Origin of the sequence: Niallia sp. Man26, assembly GCF_022049065.2 — a bacterium.
Classification (GTDB): domain Bacteria; phylum Bacillota; class Bacilli; order Bacillales; family Cytobacillaceae; genus Niallia.
In genome coordinates, this window is the sequence record NZ_CP095744.1 from 1,301,381 (window position 1) to 1,324,870 (window position 23,490).

General features: G+C 39.9%; 15 protein-coding genes. All 15 read left to right on the plus strand.

Going from position 1 to position 23,490, the window contains the following annotated elements; genetic code table 11:
- Nucleotides 1–146 precede the first annotated feature (146 nt).
- On the plus strand, nt 147–1,346 hold the full coding sequence (locus L8T27_RS26045; RefSeq protein WP_237944048.1) for an MFS transporter: 1,200 nt from the start codon (nt 147–149) through the stop codon (nt 1,344–1,346).
- Between the two features lie 306 nt (nt 1,347–1,652).
- A complete protein-coding gene (locus tag L8T27_RS26050) occupies nt 1,653–2,408 on the plus strand; it encodes an SDR family oxidoreductase (RefSeq protein WP_233315555.1) in 756 nt (251 codons plus the stop codon).
- 259 nt (nt 2,409–2,667) lie between these two features.
- Nucleotides 2,668–5,370 carry an alpha-mannosidase gene (locus L8T27_RS26055; RefSeq protein WP_237944050.1) on the plus strand — a complete coding sequence of 901 codons (2,703 nt, stop codon included), beginning with the start codon at nt 2,668–2,670 and terminating at the stop codon, nt 5,368–5,370.
- Nucleotides 5,367–6,692: a glycoside hydrolase family 125 protein gene (locus tag L8T27_RS26060; protein ID WP_233315553.1), complete on the plus strand. Its 1,326-nt coding sequence runs from the start codon at nt 5,367–5,369 to the stop codon at nt 6,690–6,692. Before L8T27_RS26055 ends, L8T27_RS26060 begins: the two co-directional genes overlap by 4 nt.
- 15 nt (nt 6,693–6,707) lie before the next feature.
- Complete coding sequence (locus L8T27_RS26065; RefSeq protein ID WP_233315552.1) at nt 6,708–7,331, plus strand: YesL family protein; 624 nt, start codon at nt 6,708–6,710, stop codon at nt 7,329–7,331.
- Between the two features lie 19 nt (nt 7,332–7,350).
- Nucleotides 7,351–9,225: a beta-N-acetylhexosaminidase gene (locus L8T27_RS26070; RefSeq protein WP_237944051.1), complete on the plus strand. Its 1,875-nt coding sequence runs from the start codon at nt 7,351–7,353 to the stop codon at nt 9,223–9,225.
- 17 nt (nt 9,226–9,242) lie between these two features.
- Nucleotides 9,243–12,353 carry an alpha-mannosidase gene (locus tag L8T27_RS26075; protein ID WP_237944053.1) on the plus strand — a complete coding sequence of 1,037 codons (3,111 nt, stop codon included), beginning with the start codon at nt 9,243–9,245 and terminating at the stop codon, nt 12,351–12,353.
- A 183-nt stretch (nt 12,354–12,536) separates the two neighbouring features.
- Nucleotides 12,537–13,466, plus strand: a complete 930-nt coding sequence (locus L8T27_RS26080; protein ID WP_233315549.1) for an ABC transporter permease — start codon at nt 12,537–12,539, stop codon at nt 13,464–13,466.
- A gap of 48 nt (nt 13,467–13,514) precedes the next feature.
- The gene (locus tag L8T27_RS26085; protein WP_233315548.1) at nt 13,515–14,504 is read left to right on the plus strand and encodes a carbohydrate ABC transporter permease; all 990 of its coding nucleotides are present in this window, start codon (nt 13,515–13,517) and stop codon (nt 14,502–14,504) included.
- A gap of 23 nt (nt 14,505–14,527) precedes the next feature.
- Nucleotides 14,528–15,982 (plus strand): ABC transporter substrate-binding protein, encoded by a 1,455-nt coding sequence (locus L8T27_RS26090; protein ID WP_237944055.1) that lies wholly within the window; start codon nt 14,528–14,530, stop codon nt 15,980–15,982.
- A 209-nt stretch (nt 15,983–16,191) separates the two neighbouring features.
- Complete coding sequence (locus L8T27_RS26095; RefSeq protein ID WP_233315546.1) at nt 16,192–17,646, plus strand: ABC transporter substrate-binding protein; 1,455 nt, start codon at nt 16,192–16,194, stop codon at nt 17,644–17,646.
- A gap of 96 nt (nt 17,647–17,742) precedes the next feature.
- Nucleotides 17,743–19,527, plus strand: coding sequence for a sensor histidine kinase (locus L8T27_RS26100; protein WP_237944057.1), 1,785 nt, complete (start codon nt 17,743–17,745; stop codon nt 19,525–19,527).
- Nucleotides 19,520–21,025 (plus strand): response regulator transcription factor, encoded by a 1,506-nt coding sequence (locus L8T27_RS26105; RefSeq protein WP_233315544.1) that lies wholly within the window; start codon nt 19,520–19,522, stop codon nt 21,023–21,025. The genes L8T27_RS26100 and L8T27_RS26105 overlap by 8 nt, the downstream gene beginning before the upstream one ends.
- 20 nt (nt 21,026–21,045) lie before the next feature.
- On the plus strand, nt 21,046–22,431 hold the full coding sequence (locus L8T27_RS26110) for a glycoside hydrolase family 1 protein (protein WP_233315543.1): 1,386 nt from the start codon (nt 21,046–21,048) through the stop codon (nt 22,429–22,431).
- A gap of 4 nt (nt 22,432–22,435) precedes the next feature.
- Entirely contained in the window at nt 22,436–23,350 is a 915-nt protein-coding gene (locus tag L8T27_RS26115) for an ROK family protein (RefSeq protein WP_237944059.1), read from the plus strand.
- The last annotated feature ends 140 nt before the right edge of the window (nt 23,351–23,490 follow it).

A 23,490-nucleotide genomic window follows, 5' to 3' on the forward strand; every position in this document is an offset into this window, starting at 1 on the left:
CCTAAAGAGGCTGTTTTAAAAAAAATTGTTGTAAAAAAGTAAGAGTAATTGCTGAAAGTGCTTTTATTTGGTATGATAACTAACGACCGTTCGTTAGAATGGTTTCGCAAATAAAAGATTACATCTTACTAGGGAAGTGAGTGCATATGCAAAAACCAATCAAAGAACAAAAAATGGTTTTAGTTATTTTATTAAGCAATCTTTTTATCGTATTTTTAGGAATAGGCTTGATTATTCCTGTCATGCCTTCTTTCATGAACATGATGCATATAACAGGAAGCACAATGGGCTATCTTGTTGCTGTGTTTGCTTTCTCGCAGCTTGTTGTGTCACCCTTTGCAGGAAGATGGGTAGACCGGTTTGGCAGAAAAAAGATGATTGTTATCGGTCTTGTAATATTTGGAGTGTCTGAATTGATTTTCGGATTGGGAACCAATGTTGCAGTATTATATATATCGAGAATATTGGGTGGTGTCAGCGCTGCGTTTATTATGCCAGCTGTAACGGCATATGTTGCAGATATTACAACCATTCAGGAAAGATCAAAAGCGATGGGCTATGTTTCTGCTGCAATCAGCACGGGCTTTATTATTGGCCCGGGAGCAGGGGGCTTTATCGCTGACTTTGGCATTCGAATGCCGTTTTTCTTTGCTGCTGCGATTGCATTCCTGGCAGCATTCACATCTGTCTTTATTTTGAAAGAGCCGTTGTCTAAGAGTGAGCTTGCTGAGCTTGCTGAAAATAGTCAGAAAACTAACTTCTTGAAAGACTTGAAACAATCACTACATCCGATTTATCTGATTGCCTTTATCATTGTGTTTGTTCTTGCCTTTGGTTTATCTGCTTATGAAACGGTGTTCAGCCTGTTCTCTGATCATAAGTTTGGCTTCACACCGAAGGATATTGCCACAATTATTACGATTAGTTCCATTTTCGCTGTTATTGTTCAAATTGCATGGTTCGGTAAATTAGTAAATAAGCTTGGTGAAAAAAGGGTTATCCAGCTTTGTTTAATTGTTGGTGCAGTATTAGCCTTCGTTTCGACATTTATGTCAGGATTTATCGTTGTCTTGCTTGTTACATGCTTTATTTTCTTAGCATTCGATCTGCTGCGCCCGGCATTGACAACTTTTTTGTCCAAAGCGGCTGGCAAACAGCAAGGTTTTGTTGCTGGAATGAACTCAACCTACACAAGCTTAGGAAATATTTTTGGTCCTGCCCTAGGCGGAATTTTATTTGATCTAAATATTAATTTCCCATTCCTTTTTGCAGGCGTTGTTATGATAGTAGGCTTATGCCTTACTGTCATGTGGAAAGAAAAAGCGTTAAATGAAGTATCATACTAAACAAAAGGCCTTCACTTACGGTGGAGGTTCTTTTTTGTGGAAATGTTCTAAAAATAATTGTCTCCAATGTTCTAAGAAAATATAATAAAAGCAGAGATGGAAGAAAGGGGAATTAATATTTCATATGTGGCTAACTCTTTAATGACTATCGAATCGAAACAAATCCTGATAGGGAAGTTGTATGTTGCGGTATTTAAATATCATTAAAGGGATGCGGGGTATGGAATTATTTATTTCCGCTGCTAAGCAGAGTCCAATTGGATCTGTTTTCTATATCGGTGTGTCCCTTGAATAGGGGAGATATTAATGACTCAATTAAAAAATAAAACAGCAATTATAACAGGTGCAAGCAGCCCACGAGACATTGGAACAGCCATTTGCAGAAAATTAGCATCACAAGGGATAAATATCTTCTTTACGTATTGGAAAGCTGAAAATGATTGGGTAGAGGAGTTTCAGCAAGAAATGGTTAATGTAGGAGTCCGTTGTGAAAGCTTAGAAATTGATTTAGCTAATGCAAATGCTGCATATGTCTTATTTGATACAGCGGAAACCAAACTTGGTTTTCCTTCTATTCTAGTAAACAACGCAGCTCATTCAAAGAATGATGGATACAAATTACTTGATGCTAAAACGCTTGATGAACATTATGCAGTTAATATGAGAACCACTCTTCTGCTTTGTGTCGAGTTTGTCCGCCGTTTTCCAAAGTCTGGTTTCACAGCAGGCAGAATTATTAATATGACATCAGGACAAGATATCGGACCAATGCCGGGAGAGCTTGCATATGCTGCAACGAAAGGTGCTATTTCCGCATTCACAAAGTCACTGTCACAAGAGGTTGCATCATTAGGAATTACAGTTAATGCCGTAAACCCAGGACCTACTGATTCCACGTGGATGAACGATGAAATAAGAGAGCATCTGCTGCCTAAATTTCCGATGGGGCGCATTGGGCTGCCAGAAGATGTTGCATCCACCATTGCTTTTCTTGCAAGTGAGGAAGCAAAGTGGATAACTGGACAGATCATCCATTCAGAAGGTGGATTTATTAGAGGTTAAATAAGTGATTAACAAAGCTGTGCCAAGATTCATTGGCACAGCTTTTTTGATTTTTATTTATTGGAAAAGGCAAAAAAGGGGACAAACCTGATGGCATGAATCATTTTCATGGACTAATATTAGATACACTGTAAAATCTATAGAACTTCCCCCCAATCTATTGCTCTGTCATGCAGGATGATTAAAATGAAAGAAAAGCAATAATTCTAAAATGATAGCGTTTTCCTAAAGCTGGCATAAAGAAAGGCGGGTAAAATCAATGAAAAAAACGGCACATATTATCTCCCACACTCATTGGGACAGGGAATGGTATCTGTCCTTTGAACAGCACCGTTACTATTTTCTAAAACTGATGAATGAATTGTTAGACCAGTTTCAAGCAGAAGGAAATGCTTTTCAATCCTTCCATCTGGATGGTCAAACTGTACTGTTAGAGGACTACTTTGCTGTTCATCCGGAGAAACGGGAGGCAGTCAAGCAATTAATAGAAAACAAAAAGCTTCATATTGGACCATGGTATGTGCTGCAGGATGCTTTTTTAACAAGTTCGGAAGCCAATGTACGGAACTTGCAAATAGGTTTGCATGATGCAAAAGACTATGGGCATGTATCAAAGCTTGGGTATTTTCCTGATACTTTTGGCATTTACGGGCAGGCACCACAGCTGTTAAAGCAAGCTGGCATTGATACAGCTGCTTTTGGAAGAGGCGTAAAACCTACTGGCTTTAATAATATGGTGTCAGATTCTCCTAATTTCGAATCACCTTTTTCTGAGATGATTTGGAAGGCGCCAGACGGCTCTGAAGTACTAGGAATTCTTTTTGCTAATTGGTATTCAAACGGTAATGAAATACCAGTTGATGAAGCGGAAGCGAAAATATTTTGGGACCGCAAACTGCAGGATGCGGAAAAATATGCGTCCACAAATCAGTTATTGTTTATGAACGGATGTGATCATCAGCCGCTCCAAAAAACAATTCCAAAGGCCATTGAAACCGCAACGCGCCTCTACCCTGGCTATTCTTTTAAGCATTCCAGCTTCGCTGATTATACAGAAGCGTTAAAAGCAAATCTGCCTGACGAACTCCAAGTTATTGAAGGAGAATTGCGCAATCAACGAACAGATGGCTGGTCGACGCTTGTAAATACAGCATCCAGCCGCATTTACTTAAAGCAGTGGAACAATCATTGTCAAACTCTTATGGAAAAGATTGCAGAACCGCTCGCAACTTTTGGCTATTTAGCAGGAGGAAAGTATCCAAGAGAATATTTGCGCTTCATGTGGAAATCATTAATGAAAAATCATCCTCATGACAGTATTTGCGGCTGCAGTGTTGATGAAGTTCATCGCGAAATGGTGACCCGTTTTGAAACAGTTTTGCAAATGGGTAAAGTATTCGTTCGTGAGCACGGTGCGGAGCTTGCAGGTAAAATTGATACTTCTAACACACCAAAGGGGGCAGTTCCGCTAGTAGTCTTAAATACAACAGGATGGGATAAAAATGACGTTGTTGAAAAAACAGTCGATTTAGAAAAAGTGTATTTCTCAGAGATGCATTTTGAACAAATACCAGCTTATTTACAGGAAAAAGCCATGCCTGCATACAGATTAGTTGATCAAGACGGAAAGAGCATCAACTGTTTTGTGGAAGAGCCAATGATTGAGTTTGACTATGATTTGCCTAGTGATAAATTTCGCCAGCCGTTTTTTGCGAAGCGGGCTAAGCTGTCTTTTTTTGCTGAAGGAATCCCAGCATTCGGCTATAAAAGCTTCTATCTTATCCCACAGGAGCAGTTTGCTGAAGAGATTCAGGAACACACAGCTGACAAAGCCATGGAAATGGAAAATGAATATGTTCACGTCCTCTTTCATGATGATGGTACATATAATTTAACAGATAAAGCAACAGGCAAGACCTTGAATCACCTCGGTATTTACGAGGACACAGGGGATGTTGGAAATGAATATATGTTCAAGGAAGCAAAGGGGCAGCGTATAACTACAAAGAATGTTCCAGCTGTATTTCGTCTAGTAAAAAGAACATCCCTTCGAACAGAGCTTGAATTCACACACACTTTAACTATTCCTGCTTCAGCAGACAATCAGCTTGCCATGGAACGAAACAGCTTAATTTGGCATAAAGACAGGCAAGCAGGCAGATCATGCGATACGAAAAAGATTATATTGCGCACAACAGCCATTCTCGAAAAGGGGATGAAGGGACCAGCCTTCAAGCTGACAATGGATAATCAAGCAACAGATCATCGCCTGCGCGTCCTGTTTCCAACAAAAATGGAAACGGATACACATCGTGCGGACAGTATTTTTGAGATTGTGACTCGTCCCAATATTCCGGAACAAGAGTGGGAAAACCCTAGCTTTTGTCATCATCTGCAGCGTTTTGCCAGCATTGCTGATGAAAAAAAGGGCTTCACTGTAGTGACGGATGGCCTTCAAGAATATGAAATTCTGCCAGAAGACGGAACGATTGCCATCACCGTACTTCGTTCTGTAGCTGAGCTTGGTGACTGGGGATATTTCCCGACACCTGAAGCACAATGCTTAGGGACTCAAACAGCTGAGTGGCAAGTTTTTATCCATGAGAAAGATGTTATTGCATCAAAGGCATATGTGGACGCTTATCAATATAAAGTTCCTCTTCAGGTTATACAAACCAGTGCACATAAGGGGGAATTGCCTGCTGAACACAGATTTGTGAAGTGGGAGTCAGAAGGGCTAGCGTGGACATCTATGAAACTGGCAGAGGATTGTGATGACATAATGATTCGTTGGTTTAACCCTAGCCCAGAAAGCGGCAATCTAAAGGCTTCTATAGGGACAGATTTTGCAGCCTATAAGAGTACGATACTTGAAGAAAGAAGCAATGAATCTAGTAATCACTACAATGCAGCAGGTCATGAAATTATAACTATCGGTTTTCAAAAAGGAGAGAGACTATGACAACAGCAATTCCAAAATCATTGCAAAAATTAATTCAACATGTAAAGGATTTTTTTCCTGAGGATGAAAAGCTGCAGCAAATGTTTGAACAATGCTTCGTTAATACGTATACAACAACAATGAAAAAGCTGGCAGACGGAAAAACCTTTGTTGTAACTGGAGATATTCCGGCGATGTGGTTAAGAGATTCAGCTGCCCAAGTGCGCCCGTATTTACTTGCTGCAGAGGAGGATGAAGAGCTTGCTGATTTACTTGAAGGAGTCATTCGTCAGCAATTTGCTTTCATTATGCATGATCCATATGCAAACGCATTTAACGAAACAGAAAACGGCAGAGGGCACCAAACCGATTGTACCGATATGACTCCGCATATTTGGGAACGGAAATACGAAATTGATTCGTTATGCTATCCCATTCAGCTTGCTTATTTATTTTGGAAGTCAACTGGACGGACTAAGTATATACAGGAAACATTCAAAGAGGTGTGTGAGACGGTTATTGAAGTTTGGAGAACAGAGCAAGATCACGAAAACAAGTCATCATACCGGTTTGAGCGGGCAGATGTGCGCCAATCAGATACATTAATCCGCCAAGGAAAAGGCGGCCGGGTGATCCCTACTGGCATGACCTGGAGCGCCTTCCGCCCAAGCGATGATGCCTGCACCTACGGATATCTTGTTCCGGCTAATATGTTTGCGGTAGTCGTGTTAGGATATGCTGCAGAAATAAGTGGTGAGGTATTAAATGATGCTTCCTTAAAGGAAGAATGCTTAAGGCTTCAGAAGGAAATCAAGCAAGGCATAGAGCAGTATGCGAAATTAGAGCATCCGATTTACGGCGAGATGTACGTTTATGAAACGGACGGAGAAGGTCGTGTGCATTTAATGGATGATGCCAATGTTCCAAGCTTGCTGGCAGCTCCGTATTTAGGGTACCAACATTTTGATGATACAACCTATCTCAACACACGGAATTTTCTTTTAAGCAGGGATAATCCTTATTATTACGAAGGCAAATTCGCAAATGGGATCGGCAGCCCGCATACTCCAGACCACTATATTTGGCATATTGCCTTAGCTATTCAAGGGATGACAGCAGCAAGTGCAGAGGAAAAACAACAGATTTTAGCTTCATTCAAAAACACAGATGGCGGCACAAATTTTATGCACGAAGGCTTTAACGCAGATTGTCCTGAGGAATTTACAAGAGATTGGTTTGCGTGGGCTAATACAATGTTCAGCGAATTTGTACTCAGTTTAACAGGTAAAGCAGTTAAAGGGAGTCCTCTGTATCATCAATTGCAGAAACACATTACCAAATAGAAAGGGTGGCCAAAATTGAAGAAAGGTTCATCGATTATTGTTGTGTGTGAATGGATATGGCGAGGAATCTTCGTAAACTTATGCTGGATTGCCTTTATCGTCTTAGGACTAGGGATTTTTGGTTTTTTTCCAGCGACTGTCGCCCTGTTTACAATTGTGCGTAAATGGCTGCGGAAGGATACAGATTTCCCAATATGGAAAACCTTTAAGCAAGTGTATTTAAAAGAATGGAAGAGAAGCAATCAAATAGGCCTTGTTTTTTACAGCATAGGCCTGTTTCTTTATCTTGATATCCGATTGACAGAAACCTTTATGTCAGGTGTTTTGGCCAGCTTCCTGTCTATCATTTTTTCCATTATGCTGCTGATTCTGTTATTAGTAGTAAGCTATTTCTTTGCTGTTTATGTTCATTACGAGTTGTCGAATAAGGAATATATTAAACAATCATTTCTGATCACTTTAACGAGCTTACCATCAACGATAGGAATTGGTGCCGGCTTTTTTGTGATTGGGAGCCTGATTAATCAGATGCCCGGTCTCATCCCCTTCATTTCTGCGGTGGCTCCTGCTTTTTGGATGATGAAGGTTTGTCTGAGCAGATTTGCATTTTTAGAGAGTAGAGTACAGCAGCAATATTAACTAACATAGGGGGAAACAAATGGAACTGTTTTTAAAGGGAGACACAGCGAATGTGGCAGCGGGTCTTGAATTTATTACACAGAAATTAAAGATAAAGCTGACAAGTGATGGTTACCCTATTCAAGTTAAACAAGTTCAGGGGCCGTTGCGCATTACTAGTAGCAGCGGCAAAGGAGAAATATCGTTTGCAAAGCCAATTCATTTCTTCCGAGCACTTGGATTATGGCTGGAAAATTATCGAAAGAATCATGAATTCGATATAACACCACAATTTACGATGAGCGGTGTCATGCTGGATGCATCGCGAAATGCTGTACCAACTGTTCATGAAGTGAAAAAGCTGCTCGAGCATATGGCGCTGCTAGGATTAGATACTTTGATGCTATATACAGAGGATACGTATGAGGTGAAGGATTACCCTTATTTCGGATATATGCGTGGGAAATATACTAGCGAGGAGCTAAAGACCTGCGATGAATATGCGGAGACACTTGGGATAGACATAATCCCATGCATCCAAACCTTGGGGCATTTACGAGAAGCTCTTAAGTGGAATTATGCTTCTAGTTTTAAAGATACAGATGATATTTTACTAGTCGACAAAACGGAGACATATGAGTTTTTAGAAAGTTGCTTAAAGGCAGCTTCTGAGCCGTTTCGTACAAACAGGATTCATATTGGCATGGATGAGACATTCCAGCTTGGCTTAGGAAAATATTTGGAAGAGCACGGGTATGAGCATCATATTGACATTATGAATCGTCATCTTCAAAAGCTTGTCTCTATAACCGATAAGCTTGGATTACAACCAATGATTTGGAGTGATATGTATTATCCATTGTTTGCCGAAAACAGCCCGTATAAGGATGAAACGGGAAACATCCGAGCAGATATTATGAATGGAATTCCTCCTATTGAGTATGTGTACTGGAATTATTACCGCAACGAACAAGAAGTGTATGAACAAGATATCCAAAAGCATAAGTTGCTTGGCGGGAAGCCAATTTTTGCTGGTGGTGCTTGGACTTGGAATGGACTGGCGCCGAACTACGGCAAGGCAATTAGTACCACAAGAGCAGCTCTTTCTGCCTGTAAAAAAACAGGGGTAGAGCAAATCTTTGTAACACTATGGGGAGATAACGGAGCAGAAACGCCGTTTGTTGCTGCTTATCCAATATTGCAATTATTTTCCGAGCACTCCTACCAGCAGGAAGTTACGTTAGAGAAGGTATCTGAGCGGTTTGCATTTTGCAGTGACGGCACTTTTGCCGATTTTATGAATTTGCGTTTATTGGATGAAACTCCCGGTGTTATGAAGGATAACATGAACAGCTCGATGACGTCTAAAGTCCTGCTTTACCAAGATATTTTAATAGGTTTATATGATGAGAATGTCCGCGGTCTATCGCTAGGAGAGCATTATCAGCGCTTGGCAGCAGTGCTTGCAATCAGTAAAAAGAACAATCCAGCCTGGGAAGCTTTGTTTGGTTTATATGAACAGCTCGCAACAGTTTTAGCAGACAAAGCGGAAATCGGGATAAAGCTAAAAAGCGCATACGAAAATAAGGACTTTGAACAACTGAAAGCACTTCTAACCGTTTTGGATAGCATCAAAGCAAATGTAGATCTGTTAAGACAAAAACACCGCAGTCTCTGGTTTGCAGCATACAAGCCCTTTGGCTGGGAAGTAATGGATATACGTTACGGTGGTGTTATCACAAGGATTGATTCGGTCAAGTACCGGATTCAGGAGTGGATGGAAGGAAGAATATCCGAAATAGAGGAGTTAGCAGAAAACCGGCTGTACCATGATGGACCTTGGGAAATGGCTGATGGGCTGGTAGGCGGCAATGTCTATCATCGTATCGTCACTGCCGGCAGCTTTTCATTATAATCTACGAGGTGAAAATAATGTTTTTAACAGATAGAAAATTTGAAGAGCGTATTAAGGAATTGGCAGGTTACCGGTACCGGGATCTTGTGGAAATCTCACAGTTTAATATACAAGAAGATGATGGGGAAATTGGAACATATCCTCCATCTGTCTATGATGAACAGCATAAAATGAGAATAGGTGATTACTGGAAAGGGAGAGACCGTTATATTTGGCTTCATACAGAGGTTGATACGCATTTGCATCATACCAATCAGCAAATTGTCGGTCTCTTTTCATTCGGCAAGACAGGAGGAGGTAATAACTCCGGCTTTGAATCCCTACTTTTTGTAAATGGAAACCCTTATCAAGGTGTCGATTCTAACCATGAGGAAGTTCTTTTTGATACAGCAACAGCCAAAGGGCCGATTCATTTGGATTTCAGACTTTGGTCAGGATTCGAAGGGGGAGGCATTCCTGTTCAGAATGAGCTGAAGCTTGAAATGGCGGCAATAGGTTGGCTTGATAAGCAGGTAGATAATCTGTATTACACGCTTTTAGCGGCTTTTGAGGTATTGTCAGAAATCAGTGAGTCTGATTCTGCCTACAGTATTTTAAAAAGACTGATTTCGGACGCTCTAAAGCGGATTAATTGGACCGAGCCTGGAAGCCCTGTATTTTACGAATCTTGTTATGCAGCGGAAGTAAACCTTACAGAATCCATTCAAGCTGTTACTAAATCATCTGATATTACAATTCATACAGTCGGGCATACCCATATTGATGTAGCTTGGCTTTGGCGTTTAAAAAATACAAGAGAGAAAGCAGCTCGTTCCTTTTCAACCGTCTTACATTTAATGAAGCAATATCCTGACTATGTATTTCTGCAAACACAGCCGCAGCTCTATGATTATCTTAAAACAGATTATCCTGATATTTACGCCCAAATTAAGGAAAGAGCTGCAGAAGGCAAATGGGAAGCCGGCGGGGCAATGTGGCTCGAGTCTGACTGTAATATACCAAGCGGAGAATCACTTGTCCGCCAAATTCTGCATGGTAAACATTTTTTTAAAGAGGAATTTGGAGTGGACTGTGACTATTTATGGCTGCCTGATGTGTTCGGTTACAGCTGGGCGTTGCCGCAAATCTTAAAAAAATCTGGTATTAAAACGATGATGACAACAAAGATTAGCTGGAATCAGTATAACCGGATGCCACACGATACATTTTACTGGAAAGGAATCGATGGATCAGAAATTTTAACGCATTTTATAACAACACCTGAACCATGGAATTCTCCTGACTCTTGGTTCTATACGTATAATGGCTTTATTACGGCTAAAACAGTCAATGGATCATGGAAAGGCTATCGTGATAAAGATTTATCTAAAGATTTGCTTCTTTCCTATGGCTATGGAGATGGCGGCGGTGGTGTGAACCGGCATATGCTTGAAATGCGCCGACGCTTTGATTCGCTGCCAGGCATGCCGAACGTCAAAACATCTACAGCAGGGGAATTCTTTAATAAGCTCCATCAAAATGTTTCAGAGGCTGATGGCTATATCCATAAATGGGATGGAGAGCTGTACTTGGAGTATCATCGCGGCACTTATACAAGCCAAGCGTTTATGAAGCAGACTAATCGTAAATTGGAGCTATTATACAGACGGGCTGAGTTTCTAACAGCTTGGCTTTCCGAATTTGGACAGCAGCCTGCAAACGAGGAGCTGAAAAAAGGCTGGAAGATTATTTTACGGAATCAATTTCATGATATTATTCCTGGCTCCTCCATTCATGAAGTCTATGAGGATGCTAGAGAAGAATATAAGGAAGCACTTCAGTTAGTGGAAAGCTTGGAATCTCGTATTCTTCAGCAGAATATGAACAAGGATGACCAGTCTGTTGTGTTAGTGAACGCAACAGGCTACAAAGGGAAGAGGAATGTTGCTGTGCCTTCATTTGATGATATGACTGAAGGTGTCTGGAAGAACAGTAAAGGAGATATCTTGCCACAGCAAAAGCGGAATAATAGCTGGCTTGTTGAGGCGGATACCCTCCCAGCTTTTGGTGCAGCATCATTATATTTTGACCATTCAGCAGCCGTTCCAAAGGCAGAATCTAATTTTCTCTATCAAAATTGGAAACTTGAAACAAAATATTATACAGTTGAATGGAACGAATATGGCCAAATAACGTCCATATTTGACAAGGAAGCAGGTCGTCAAGTGCTCAGCAGCAGGCAAAACGGGAACGTACTGCAAATTTTTGAGGATAAGCCGCTTGCTCATGATGCGTGGGATATCGATATCTTCTATCAAGAAAAAATGGAAGAAATCCGGAATTTATGCTCATTTGAAGTCGTGGAAAATGGCGAATTGGTATTTACGATTCTGGCGAAGTGGACCTATCATCATTCGGAAATTTCCCAGCGCATCATCTTTTATCATAATGATCGCAGAATAGATTTCGATACAACGGTCGATTGGCATGAAAAGCATAAGCTGCTTAAAAGCGCCTTTCCTGTCGAAATCCGTGCAACGGAGGCAACATATGATATTCAATATGGAAATGTGAAGCGTCCGACCCATTGGAATACTAGCTGGGATATGGCTAAGTTTGAAGGTGTTGCCCACCAGTGGGCTGACTTGTCAGAACCAGATTACGGGGTGAGCTTGCTGAATGATTCCAAATACGGCTATGATATTAAAGATAAAACAATGCGAATCTCCTTATTAAAAGCAGCGACACATCCTGACCCGCAAGCAGATCAAGGAAGACATTCGTTTACTTATTCTCTTTATCCGCATATGGGTGATTGGCGCCAAGCTGGTACAGTGGAGAAAGCATGGGATTTGAACGACCCTGTTGCCGTTTTTAAAGGAGGATGGACAAAGGCAGCGTCCTTCCTAGAAATTGACTCAGACCATGTTTGGGTAGACGCGATTAAACCAAGCTTCGACGGCAACGGAATTATTATCCGCTTGCATGAATATGAAGGCCGAAGAGGAAAGGTGAATCTTTCTGTCTTAAAGGATAGCACATCATGGGTGGAAACCAATTTGATGGAGGAGCCGCTTGGAGAAGAGTCTGCCTCACCGATTCAGTTTGAAATAAAACCATATGAGATAAAAACCTTTAGAGTTTTGTAGAATAAAGATGACCGGAGAGCAACACTTTCCGGTCTTTTTTGCGCTTTGTTGACTAATTTCCGCTAATTTTTTATAATTCTAAGATTTTTGCACTTAATCCTAAATTAGTCAACTATAAATAGGGGGCGTTTTACTATAAGATAGATGTATGGAAGCGCTAACATTAATGAGAGGAGGAGAATAATGAAAAGGGTAGTAAAGGATCTTTATAAAAATCGAATTTGGCTGCTGATGGTTTTACCTGGAACAATCTGGTTGCTGTTATTTTCCTATCTGCCGATGTTCGGACAAGTGCTGGCCTTTAAGAAATTCCGGATTGATCCTGATGGTTTTTTTGCCAGCGTAATAAACAGTGAATGGGTTGGCTTTGATAACTTTAAATATTTGTTTAGTACGAATGACGCGTGGGTCATCACAAGAAACACGATTCTTTATAATCTAATTTTTATCGTACTAGGTCTTGTTACAGCAGTCGCAACAGCTGTTTTGCTTAATGAGTTAATCAATAAGAAGCTGTCAAAGGTTTATCAGACATCTATCTTGTTTCCTCACTTTATTTCATGGGTAATTGGCAGCTACTTTGTGTTTACGTTTTTAAGTACAGAACATGGTTTGTTAAATCTAATTCTTGGCTGGTTTCATGTTGACTCTATTTCCTGGTATAACGAATCAAAATATTGGCCGTTTATTCTCGTCCTTATGAGTATTTGGAAGGGTGTAGGATATGGCAGCATCGTTTATTTAGCATCTATTGTCGGAATCGACCGAACATATTATGAAGCTGCCATGATTGACGGAGCTTCGAAATGGAAGCAGATTAAGCATGTTACGCTGCCAATGCTTAAGCCACTGATGATTATCTTAACCATCATGAATATCGGGCGCATATTTAACTCCGATTTCGGCTTATTCTATCAAGTGCCTAGAGATTCAGGTGCTTTGTATGGCGTAACAAATGTTATTGATACATTTGTTTACCGCGGACTAATGAATTTAGGAGACATCGGCATGAGCACTGCAGCAGGGCTGTATCAATCAGCTGTTGGCTTTATCCTAGTTATCATCACAAACTATGTTGTGAGAAAAGTAGATGAGGAAAGTGCATTGTTTTAATGCCATTCCAATACGAAGGGAGGAAAAGTCGCCCGTGCGGCTAAGTGTATGCCAAATTTAGAACAACCGCAGCCAACACCTGCTGTTCCAAACCCAATCGATAAAGTTAAAGAGGGGAAGACGAAAACCTCCAGAAAAAAGTATCGGGATCCCCAACATTTGCATCCAGCCGCAAATGCTGTTATTAGCATACTGCTTGGGGTCCTTGCGTTTACGTGTATCTTTCCTTTTATCTATGTCATTATCATCTCCTTTACAAATGAAGAAAGTATTGTCAGGAATGGTTTTGAACTAATCCCAAAGGAATGGAGCATTGATGCTTATAAGTATTTATGGAGTATGAAGGAGACTTTATTCCGCTCCTATGGTGTCACCATTTTAATCACCATTTTGGGGACTGTTATCAGTGTGTTTATGATTACCTTTTACGCATATGCAATTTCAAGACCGCAATTTAAATATCGTCGATTTTTCACCTTTTTAGCATTTTTCACAATGCTGTTTAGCGGAGGTCTTGTGCCGACTTATATCGTTGTTACTCAATTTTTACATTTGAAGAATTCGATTTGGGCTTTAATCCTGCCTCTAGCGATGAATGCATTTTACATCATCATAATGAGAACCTTCTTTCTGAAGTCTGTTTCTGAATCTATTTTAGAATCAGCAAGAATGGATGGAGCCAGTGAATGGCGAATCTTTTTTCAGATTATCTTTCCACTTTCCTTACCGGGAATTGCCACAATTGCCTTGTTTAGCACACTCGGTTATTGGAACGACTGGTTTGCAGCATTGCTGTATATCGATAATCCCAATCTCGTGCCGCTTCAAGCATTGCTGATGAAAATAGAAGCAAATCTTGAATTTATGAGAAAGAATATGGATGTTGCTATCTTGCAGAAGAGCTTATTCGATACGATTCCGCAAGAATCAGCCAAAATGGCCATGGTAGTGATCGCCACATTGCCGATTGCAGTTTCTTATCCGTTTTTCCAAAAGTACTTTATTAGCGGACTGACAATTGGCGGCGTTAAAGAATAACTAATAGAAAGAGGAGAAAAGGTATGAAGAAAAAGAAGCTAAGTGTTATTCTCGCAGCTGCTTTGGCAGCAGGTACTCTTCTGTCTGCCTGCAGCAAAGACAGCTCCACATCAGAAAACGGCGGCAAAGATGGTCAACCATATGAAATTAAATGGTACACGATTGGAACGCCGCAAAAAGATACAGATAAGGTTTTTGAAGAGGTTAATAAGTATACAAAGGAAAAAATCAACGCCACTGTAAAGATGACACAGATTGACTGGGGCGATTGGGACCAAAAATCTCAAGTGATGATCAATTCAGGGGAAGCAATTGATATTATCTTTACAAATGGCACGTCATATGTTCAAAATGCCCAAAAAGGTGCATTCCTGGCTATAGATGATTTGTTAGATAAGGAAGGTAAAGCACTTAAAGAGGTTATTAACCCTGACCTGCTGGAAGGAAATAAGGTGGACGGAAAACTTTATGGTATCCCTTCAAACAAAGAGGTTGCCAGACAGGATGTTTATACGTTTAACAAACGCCTTGCAGATAAATATAAATTTGACCTTTCAAAAGTGAAAACATTGCAGGACCTTGAACCTATGCTAAAAACAATTAAAGAAAATGAATCTGGAATTACTCCAATGGCAACATTTAAAGCACCTTTACGCTACGACTATGTGTTCAATAATGAAATGCCGTTTGCCTTCCCGTTTGAAGGAGATACAGACAAAGTCATTAATCCATTTGACACAGAGGATGCTATGAAACAATACACAACGATGCGAGAATACTATAAAGCAGGCTATCTGAAGGAAGATGCCGCAACAAGCAAAGACAGCTGGCCGATGGATGTGGAAAACTGGTTTGTCCGCATGGGCGGTTCCCAGCCGTATGCAGATTTATTATGGTCTCGCTCTGCTAAGTACGAAGTAGTGTCAGTTCCTGCTGAGCAGCCGACCATTATTAATGATTCTGTATCTGGTTCCATTCAGGCGATTTCTGCCACATCACAAAATCCGGAAAAAGCCATGGAATTTTTAACACTGCTTAATACAGATCCATATCTTCGCAATCTTGTCGATAAAGGGATTGAAGGAACGCATTATAAGAAAAATGATGATGGCACTATCGAGGACCTTCCAGCTCGTATTGACGGATATAATATGCCATCCTACTCTTTAGGAAACCACTTTATTTTAGATTTGTATAAAGATGATCCAAAGGATAAATGGGAAAAATTCAAAGAGTTTAATGCCTCAGCAGTAAAAGCACCATCACTTGGCTTTAAGTTTAACAGTGATCCTGTCCGCTCTGAGCTTGCGGCCATTACGAATATTTCTCAGGAATTCTACCCAGCTTTGGCAACAGGTTCTGTTGATCCAGAAGAATATTTGCCAAAATTCAATGAAAAGCTGAAAGAGGCTGGTGTGGATAAGGTATTAACCGAAATTCAAAAACAATTTGATGACTGGAAAAGCTCTCAGCAATAAGCAACCAAGTCAAGCTGGATCTTCTCTTCCAGCTTGACATTAACTATATTTTTTTCGATCTCTTCCATTGAATAGACTTAAAACGGTAAACATTGCATACCGAAGGGATTGAAATTGGTAATACAGTCTTATATAAGTTTTCCAAACTTATATGTCGGTCTGACAATTGTTGATCGTTTAAAGTAATCAATAAAGAAGAGGAGAAAAAAATGAAGAAAGCGAAGTTAAGTCTTATTCTCGTAACTATTCTCGTCCTTGGAACGATATTGTCTGCTTGCAGCAAAAACAGTGCTACACAAAGTAACGATGGTAAGGATGAAAAGCCTTATGAAATCAAATGGTACACACTTGGAACACCACAAAAGGATACGGATAAAGTCTTTGCAGAAGTGAACAAATATACAAAGGAAAAAATTAACGCGACCGTGACAATGACACAAATTGACTGGGGAGATTGGGACCAGAAGTCTCAAGTGATGATCAATTCAGGCGAAGAATTTGATATTATCTTCACCTTTGGGAACCCATATGTCCAAAATGCCCAAAAGGGTGCATTTATCGCGGTAGATGATCTGTTAGAAAAGGAAGGGAAAGCACTTAAAGAGCTGATTAACCCTGTTCTGCTGGAAGGAAATAAGGTCGATGGAAAACTTTATGGTATTCCTGCAAATAAAGAGATTGCCAAACAAAATGTTTATACATTTAACAAACGCCTTGTGGACAAATATAACTTTGATCTTTCAAAGGTAAAAACATTGCAGGATCTCGAGCCAATGCTGAAAACAATTAAAGAAAATGAGCCTTCAATAACACCGATTGCTTCATTTAAGGCACCTTTACGCTTTGACATTGTCTTTAATGGTGAAATGCCCTTTGCATTTCCATTTGAAGGGGAAACAGACAAGGTGATTAACCATTTTGAAACAGATACTGCGATGCAACAATTCAAAACGATGCATAAGTACTATAAATCAGGATTTCTTAAAGAAGATGCGGCCACAAGCAGCGAAAACTGGCCATTGGAAGTAGAAAACTGGTTTGTGCGCATGAACTATTACCAGCCGTATGCAGATTTATTATGGTCTCGTTCAGCTAAATATGAGGTAGTATCCATTCCTGCCGAACCGGCTGCGATTGTCAATGATTCTATATCTGGATCGATTCAAGCAATTTCCGCTACCTCAAAAAATCCACAAAAAGCCATGGAATTTCTGACACTCCTTAACACAGATCCATATCTTCGCAATCTTATCGATAAAGGGATTGAAGGAACTCACTACAAAAAGAATGATGATGGTATGATTGAGGATTTGCCTGCGCGTATTGACGGCTATAATATCCCATCCTACACATTAGGCAACAACTATATCCTCGATTTATACAAAGGTGACCCAGAGGATAAATGGGAAAAGTTCGAGGAATTTAATGAATCTGCAGTAAGGGGACCTTCACTAGGCTTTAAATTTAGCAGTGACCCAGTTCGTTCAGAACTCGCAGCCATCACTAACATTACGAAAGAATTCTACCCTGCTCTTGCAACAGGCTCTGTTGACCCAGAAGAATATTTGCCGAAGTTCAATCAGAAATTGAAAGAGGCGGGAGTTGATAAGGTATTAAAGGAGATTCAAAGTCAATTTGACGAGTGGAAAAGCGCTCAAAAATAAGAGTACTAGTAACTTACAAGGTATATTAGCTCATCTTCGATCCTTTCCATTGTGTTAAACTAAAAAAGGTAAACTATCATATTTGAGGGATTGAAAATGAAATTAAAACAAACAGGCCGCTTTCAGCAAAAGATGTTTAATAAGCTTTTTTTAACGTCCTCTATTACGATAATTGTAACCGTTATCATTTTGATTGTAACTATTACAAACTATTATTCTGAAATCATCATTCAGAAGGAAGTGAATGTGAATACAAGGACGATAGAACGGGTAGAGGATTATTTTTCTGCCAAGGATTCAGATGTAAATAAAGCAATTAGAGATATTTATGTTCAAGGAGATCTCATTGATGATATCTCCTTTGCCCTTCATAACGGATATGGAAAATATTTGGAGTATCGCCTTAATCGCTTTACAGAGGACCATTCTTATTTTCCTAGCAATCTAGATACTTATTTTAATGGTTTTTTTAGTCAAGATAGTGATATTAATGCAATCAGTCTCCGCTCATTGGATAGTCATAGTGTAGAATATTTGCTTATCAATAATTATCTTCGCTGGAATGAAAGCATGAAGAACGCAGAAGTAACGGAGAACAAACCTGAAGCAAATTTAAGGAGTGCCGGCCTGCCGAAAGGGCGGAGATTAAAGGATACCATCACCAAAAAGGTGGTCATAAATAATCCTGTCACACTGGAGAAAATAGGTGAAATTTCCATCTTTTACTCGACTGAACATTTAGATAAGATGGTCCAAAAGGAGGAAGGCGCACCAGCCTCTTTCTTTTTATTGGATGCTGAAGGCAAAACCATTTATTCTCATAATGAAGGTGTGCCATCAGCAATAATCCAGCAATTTAAACAAGAAACGAATGAAACGAAGCTAAGTTATAAATCAAAAAAATTTTACATTAATACAGTTGCCAATAAGGGTGATTATACATTTGTCAGTGTCATAACGAATGAAGGCTGGCAGAAGCTATCGATTGTCAGGGGAACGATGTGGGTCGTCATAATTCTCCTTATAGTCGCAGCCATTTTGATGTCTTATACATTTATGCAAAATTACTCACGCCGCATTAACAAAATAGTATCGACCATTCGTCAAGTGGAAAAGGGAAACCTGGCTGCACGGATTCCTGCATCTGATGAAGAGGATGAATTAGCGAAGATTGCCTTTAATATAAATTCCATGCTCGATGAATTAAATAATTATATTGCCCAATTTTATTTACTTAACTTAAAGCAGCAGCAGGCAGAATTGAAGGCGCTTCAAGCACAGATTAATCCGCACTTTTTATTTAATACGCTTGAAGCCATCAGAATGGTGGCAATGTTGGAGGGTTCTAAAACTTCCAGTAAGATGACCTTTCATTTATCAAAACTGTTCCGCTATTCACTGGAATCGAAAGATATTGTCCCATTATATACCGAGATTGAATATGTTAAACAATATTTAACATTAATGCAGTTTAAACATCCCGATAAGCTGGAGGTTCAGTTTCATTTAGCAGAGGAAGTAGAGCAAACACCTGTGCAAAAATTAATCCTTCAGCCGATTATTGAAAATTACTTTGTACATGGCTTTAAAAAGGATCGAACTGACAATCTCTTAACAATTAGCGGCGTTAAACTTGGCGAAAAAATTGAAATCAGGATTGACGATAATGGGAAGGGCATGTCAGAAGAAAAACTGTCCCAAATTGTTCATCATATTAATTGTGAAGAGGGCGATGAAATGAAATCAATTGGATTAAGAAATATTCATCAGCGTTTAAAGCTAAAATATGGAGACCAATACGGGCTCTCGGTAAAAAGCAGTCCAGCAGTAGGAACAACCGTTATTTTAACCATTCCAGTTCAGGGGATTTACCATGTTTAAAGTACTGTTGGCAGATGACGAACCGATTATTACAAAAGGACTTTCAGCGATTTTGGATTGGGAAGATTACGGATTTGAGATAGTACATACAGCAGAAAGTGGCGAGGAGGCACTCTCTTATATAAAAGAGAATCCGATTGATATTCTCATTTCGGATATTTTAATGGGAGAAATGTCCGGTCTTGATTTAATCCAAGAGGTTAAAAGCATTCGGTCTGACACAAAGAGTATTGTTTTAACAGGTTATCAGGAGTTTGACTATATAAAACGAGGGTTGTTATTAGGGATTGAAAATTATTTAGTTAAGCCTGTTGATGAAGAGGAATTATTAAAAACACTGCAATCTGTCGGACAGAAATTAAAGGTTGCAACTGCTGGCAGCCAGACAAAAGACTCAACTACCATGCTGGATAATACATTATGGGGCTTTCTGACAGGGGAAGTTAGCCAGCATGATTGCTTGGAAAGATTAGCATTGTATAACATTGAATTTAATAAGCCGTTTTATAATGTTTCTATCTTAAATATTGAACATTTTCAGCAGTCTGAAGTTGTAAATCACATCCGTCATTATATTGAAACAAAGTACTCTGCCTTATGTCTCCATAATCCGAATCAAGAGATCATCATTATATTTGACGGTTCAAGTGAAGAGGAACTAATAAAGCAAAACCAGCGTCTAGTGACTGACCTCTGCAATGAACAAAAAAGAATAGGCTTATTTTATTTGGCAATGGGCAAACCAGTTCAAATGCTGGATGAATTAAATGAAAGCTTTACGATGGCAAGAGACTGCAGCGCCATGCAGTTATATTTAGAACCTAATGTGCTGATTACAGATAAACAGGCATTAGATCGGCATGATGAACAGAAACAGCAGCAGGAATTCAAAGATTGCCTTGTGAAAATGCTTATGAATGCGGAGGAAGAATCGTTAGCTCTAGTTGATTTATTTTTTAAGAATTTAACAGAAAAAGACAATCTTATCTCGCCGCAAGTAGCGAAAAAATATACATTTGATTTAATCTCTTATATTCATTATTCAGTGCGTCCAGATGATCTTTGTCTTTATACAGCTGTTGTGGAACGGATTGTCTATAGTTCGGATATTGAGCAGATGAGGGACATTTTGACTGAATATTGCTATGAACTGATTCTGACTGTTCATAATCATGTTCATTTGCGAAGTCCAATTGTCCAAAATGTTCTTACCTTTATTCATGCTCACTTTGACCAAGGCTTGTCCTTAAAAACACTAGGGCAGCAATTTCATGTTAATGCTATTTACTTAGGTCAGTTATTCCAAAAGGAAGTAGGAGTTGTCTTTTCAGAATACCTTAATCGTTATCGCTTGGAAAAAGCGAAGGAATTATTGAAAGCCACTCATTACAGGGCAGGCGATATTGGGAAAAAAGTAGGTTATTCTGATACGACTTATTTTTATAAGCAATTTAAGAAAATGGTTGGCACAACTCCGAGTGAGTGGCGGAAAATTTAAAAAAGGAAGCGGTGATAAATTTGAAATATCTTTTTCCTGAAAAATTTTGGTGGGGAAGTGCGGCATCTGGTCCGCAAACAGAAGGAGCAGCTATGATTGATGGCAGAAAGGAAAGTATGTGGGATTTTTGGTATAGCCAAAATCCTGAATGCTTTCATCATGGCGTCGGACCGACCCATACATCAGATTTCTATCATCGATTTAAAGAAGATATTCAGTTAATGAAAGAAACGGGTCATAACTCTTTTCGCACATCTATCCAATGGTCACGGTTAATCCCAAATGGAACCGGGGAAGTAAACGAGAAGGCTGTTGATTTCTACAATCAGGTCATTGATGAGCTGCTGGCCAATGATATCGAACCATTTATAAATTTATACCACTTTGATATGCCAATGTGCATGCAGGAAATAGGCGGCTGGGAGAACCGAAACGTGATTGATGCCTATGTGAACTATGCTACTACCTGTTTTCGGTTATTTGGAGATCGTGTGAAGTATTGGTTTACCTTCAATGAACCAATTGTGCCTGTCGAGGCTAGTTATTTATATGATTTGCATTATCCTAATGTAATTGATTTTAAGCGGGCGGCCATCGTTGCCCATCATACCATTGTCGCTCATGCAAAAGCCGTCGAGGCATTTAGGAAATTAGAGTTAGCTGGGAAAATCGGCATTATTCTTAACTTAACACCCTCTTATCCAAGAAGCGAGGACAAAGAGGATAGGGCAGCAGCTCATATTGCAGATGTATTCTTTAACCGCAGTTTTCTCGACCCAGTCACAAAGGGGGTATATCCTCGTGAATTGGTTGAAATTTTACAAGCAAGAGAGTTGCTTCCGCCTGTTGAGGCCGATGATTTGGAGGTAATCCGCAATAATCCGATTGATATTTTAGGAGTGAACTACTATCAGCCTCGCCGCGTAAAAGCGAAAGAAACCCAAGAATCAGAAAATGCTCCGTTTATGCCTGAACATCTATTTGATCCTTATATTATGCCAGGCCGAAAAATCAATCCCCACCGCGGCTGGGAGATTGCAGAGGAAGTAATTTACGATATTATGATTGATATTCGTGATAATTATGATAACATACCTTTTTTCATCTCAGAAAATGGTATGGGGGTTGAAGGGGAGGAAAAGTTCCGCAATGACGCAGGATATATTGAGGACGATTACCGAATTGAGTTTGTGAGAGAGCATTTGCAATGGGTGCATAAAGGTATACAGGAAGGAGCCAATTGTCTTGGATACCATATGTGGACATTTATGGATAACTGGTCATGGACAAACGCTTATAAGAACCGCTACGGATTTGTAGAGGTAGATTTAAAGAATAGCCTGAAACGTACTGTGAAAAAATCAGGGCGATGGTACAAGCAGCTGGCAGAAAATAACGGATTTTAACAGAATGGAGAGTGAAATTCTGATGGAAGCCTATATGGTATTCGATATTGGCGGCACCTTTATCAAATACGCAGTAATGGATGAGTCTGCCAGAAAACTAAGAAGTGGCAAGCTGGCAACACCTAAGGATGGACTGGACAGTTTCTTGCAGACCATACAAAGAGTAGCAGAGGAAAATGCTGCTGACTTTGAGTTGCAAGGAATAGCAGTAAGCTCACCAGGGGCGGTCGATATAAAAACAGGTTATATTGGCGGAGCGAGCGCTATCCCCTATATACATGGGGTAAACATGACAGCACACATCAGAGAAAAGACCAGACTTCGGACAGTAATAGAAAATGACGCGAATTGTGCAGCCTTGGCAGAAGGCTGGTTAGGAGCAGCCAAAGCAACAGATTACTATATTTGTATTGTAATAGGAACAGGAATAGGCGGCAGTATCGTCCTCAATCAAACCATTTTACGCGGCGCCAATCTTCACGGCGGAGAGTTCGGCTGCATGATAATGGGAGCACCAGCACAAGAGCCACTACAAGGCACATGGAGCCTTGCAGCTTCCACGAATGCTCTAGTAGAGGAAGTAAAAAAGAGAAAACAGCTAGAAGAAGGAACATTCGATGGAGAAGCTGTATTCCGCTTAGCAAAAGAAGGCGATTCGATTGCCAAAGAATGCATTGCTGAATTTTATAAAAGGCTTGCCATCGGTATATATAATTTGAAATATGCCCTCGACCCTGAAAAAATCCTAATTGGCGGCGGAGTCAGCAGCCGTCCAGAAGTAATAGAGGGAATTAACCGTGAATTACAGCAGCTGCGAAATGATGTTTCTACCTTACAAATAGAAGTGGAAGCTTGTCAGTTTGGAAATGATGCAAATTTAGTCGGAGCGTTGTTTCATTTTCTTAATACCAAGTATTGATAATTGCCCACCTATATTAAGTGCTGAAATGCACTTGAATATAGGTGGGTTTTATTTTTTATGGAGATATTTAGATAATGAACCTATTAGTTAACCAAAAATAAAGGAAGAGAAAGGGAATCTAGAACACGATAGTGCGT

Excerpts from the sequence above, each read along its gene's own strand:
- L8T27_RS26095 (WP_233315546.1), top strand. The coding sequence starts at position 16,192 with ATGAAGAAAGCGAAGTTAAGTCTTATTCTCGTAACTATTCTCGTCCTT.
- L8T27_RS26105 (WP_233315544.1), top strand. The coding sequence starts at position 19,520 with ATGTTTAAAGTACTGTTGGCAGATGACGAACCGATTATTACAAAAGGA.
- L8T27_RS26050 (WP_233315555.1), top strand. The coding sequence starts at position 1,653 with ATGACTCAATTAAAAAATAAAACAGCAATTATAACAGGTGCAAGCAGC.
- L8T27_RS26060 (WP_233315553.1), top strand. The coding sequence starts at position 5,367 with ATGACAACAGCAATTCCAAAATCATTGCAAAAATTAATTCAACATGTA.
- L8T27_RS26045 (WP_237944048.1), top strand. The coding sequence starts at position 147 with ATGCAAAAACCAATCAAAGAACAAAAAATGGTTTTAGTTATTTTATTA.
- L8T27_RS26055 (WP_237944050.1), top strand. The coding sequence starts at position 2,668 with ATGAAAAAAACGGCACATATTATCTCCCACACTCATTGGGACAGGGAA.
- L8T27_RS26070 (WP_237944051.1), top strand. The coding sequence starts at position 7,351 with ATGGAACTGTTTTTAAAGGGAGACACAGCGAATGTGGCAGCGGGTCTT.
- L8T27_RS26080 (WP_233315549.1), top strand. The coding sequence starts at position 12,537 with ATGAAAAGGGTAGTAAAGGATCTTTATAAAAATCGAATTTGGCTGCTG.
- L8T27_RS26085 (WP_233315548.1), top strand. The coding sequence starts at position 13,515 with ATGCCAAATTTAGAACAACCGCAGCCAACACCTGCTGTTCCAAACCCA.
- L8T27_RS26090 (WP_237944055.1), top strand. The coding sequence starts at position 14,528 with ATGAAGAAAAAGAAGCTAAGTGTTATTCTCGCAGCTGCTTTGGCAGCA.
- L8T27_RS26075 (WP_237944053.1), top strand. The coding sequence starts at position 9,243 with ATGTTTTTAACAGATAGAAAATTTGAAGAGCGTATTAAGGAATTGGCA.
- L8T27_RS26100 (WP_237944057.1), top strand. The coding sequence starts at position 17,743 with ATGAAATTAAAACAAACAGGCCGCTTTCAGCAAAAGATGTTTAATAAG.
- L8T27_RS26115 (WP_237944059.1), top strand. The coding sequence starts at position 22,436 with ATGGAGAGTGAAATTCTGATGGAAGCCTATATGGTATTCGATATTGGC.